Source organism: Endozoicomonas sp., assembly GCF_051008435.1.
Classification (GTDB): Bacteria; Pseudomonadota; Gammaproteobacteria; order Pseudomonadales; family Endozoicomonadaceae; genus Endozoicomonas_A.
Window position 1 is genome coordinate 1 of the sequence record NZ_JBPCXO010000287.1, and the last position, 2,267, is coordinate 2,267.

At 47.3% G+C, this 2,267-nt stretch carries 1 protein-coding gene; it reads left to right on the top strand.

Going from position 1 to position 2,267, the window contains the following annotated elements:
* Positions 1 to 308: 308 nt before the first annotated feature.
* Positions 309 to 2,267 (top strand): hypothetical protein (locus ACR2PX_RS14545; RefSeq protein WP_434000079.1); only part of this gene is annotated, 1,959 nt, incomplete at its 3' end.

Genomic DNA, 2,267 nt, shown 5'->3' on the forward strand with positions numbered 1-2,267 from the left:
TCACAAGAAAACTTGTACACAGGAGCAGTGCCCGGGAAAATCTTGAAAACATATAAACATCCTCACCTGATTTGTACTTCAGTTGTTTCCGAAGCAGGAAGCAGGAAGCAAGAAGCAAGAAGCAAGATGCCTTGCTGGCTAGTGCTAGCACTTTGTATATACTTGTTGAACATCAGAGTCCCAGAATAGTAGAAAAACAAATCGGAGGTTAAATTTTGAGGTATGTTTTGGCAGTACTTTTTTTTTGGGGAAGTACTATTCTATTTGCACAAGAAAACAGCCTGTACTCTATAAGCAACGCCGATGAATTGTCATCCCTGCGACAGACAAGTAATCTGTCTGGCAAGCAGTTTGTTCTAAGTAATCACATCTTCCTGAATGCCTCTGGAAACACCTCCAGCTGGACTCCCATTGGTAACGATACTCACCCCTTTTCCGGTGATCTTTCTGGTGGTGGGTATTTTATTTATGGTTTGAATGTCACTGATCAGCCCTGCGCCGGACTGTTTCATACACTGAGTGACGCAAATATTGGTCGGCTGACTTTTATCAATTCCCATTTGCATACACACATGAATGATGCACCTGCTGCGGTGGTGTCCTGTTATTCCCGGCATTCCAATATTACTGAAATCACCGCTCTGAAAACCTACGCAATCACTGAAGGAGACGATTCTGTTGTGAGTGGTGTGGTTGGGCTTGCAGATGAGCAAACCCGAATTCAACAAACGTTTATCGCTGGCTCACTATCATCTTCAGGAAAAGATGCCTACGCAGGTGGCACGCTTGGGGAAGGGGTATATACACAGGTAGAAGAGACCGTCAATGTTGCCGATCTGTACACTTCAGGGCCAACCGCTCATGCTGGGGGGAGCATCGGCAGCTCCAGGGGCAAAGTCCGTTTGTTACGATCGCTGAATACCGGCACCATCGTCGCCAGTGGACGCGGTGCTTCTGTCTCACCTTCCGTTGGTCAGGCCATATTTTCAGAGATAGGCATGGTTTTAAATACGGCGAACCTGACCGCAACAGGTGCTGGAGGCTCTACTTCAGGTGGCTGTGGCTATGGCTGGGAGGTTCAATGTCACGAAGTCATCAATACCGGAACCCTGAGCCTGCACAATGGTAACCGCATTGGTGGAATATCTGCTGATTTAGCGGATGCAGATATCAATACGTTGATGAATTTCGGGGACATTTACGCCACCGCCAACAACACTGAAGCAGCTGGCATACTGGCAAGGATGCTACTCACCGGAAATTACCACAAATTTATAGACCTAAACACTTCTGAAGTCGTGAGTAAGGGACGACATCCGTCCGTTTCACTGGCACTGAATGCCGGCAATATTCGACTGGAAAGTGAGTCTGGGCAGGTTGGAGGTATTTTTGTTAATTCCTTTGGAAATTCTGATACAACAGTAAATATCACTCAAACCTTAAATACAGGGAGCGTTGTTGGTGCGGGGGGGAGTAACCTGGTTGATTTCACCAGCACTGAGTTCGCCGAAAAGGTGACTGCTCAATATAACTACTGGGTTCTGCCAAAAAGCGGAGCAGGTTATATGCCGGCCAACATTTTGAAAAATACGACACAACTGGAGGGGTTTAACCAACAGCAGTGGCGCTACGGCAATGCCCATCAGTATCCGATGTTGAAAAAACTGGATCCATTAATGCAGGATCTGTTCCGAATGGGGGCTGATTTTAATGTAAACAAGTCTGAATACGCATTCCCGGAAAAAAATTCGTCGCAATCAATGTTTATTTCCGGTTTATGGCGATTGATCGATGGAACCAAACCTTTTCTGAACGTCTCCGATGAAGCAACGCTGGCCGCACAAGAAATGGGTATTGATATAGGCATCCCTTGTGGAAAAGACGGCTTTGCCTGCACACCCTGGATGCCCCCTACGACGGAACCTGCGACGACGGAACCTGCAACGACGGAACCTGCAACGACGGAACCTGCAACGACTGAAGTATTCATCATCCCAACCTCTGAGACCACTTCCGAGCCGCCATCTATGACAAATAGTCCGGATGTGTGTAAACCCGTGGAAGGACAAGCTATTTTTCAGGCTTACGATGCTGACACCCAGTCAATCTATGGGGTCGTTTATACGGAGACGGAGCCAGGACAATTGCAACTGGTTCATTATCTGTCTGATGGCGGGCTGGATAGTACTTTTGGGAATTGCGGTGTTTTAAGCTACCGCATACCGATACCTTTTGCTCAGGATAATATCTCAGCAGGGCTTTGGCAC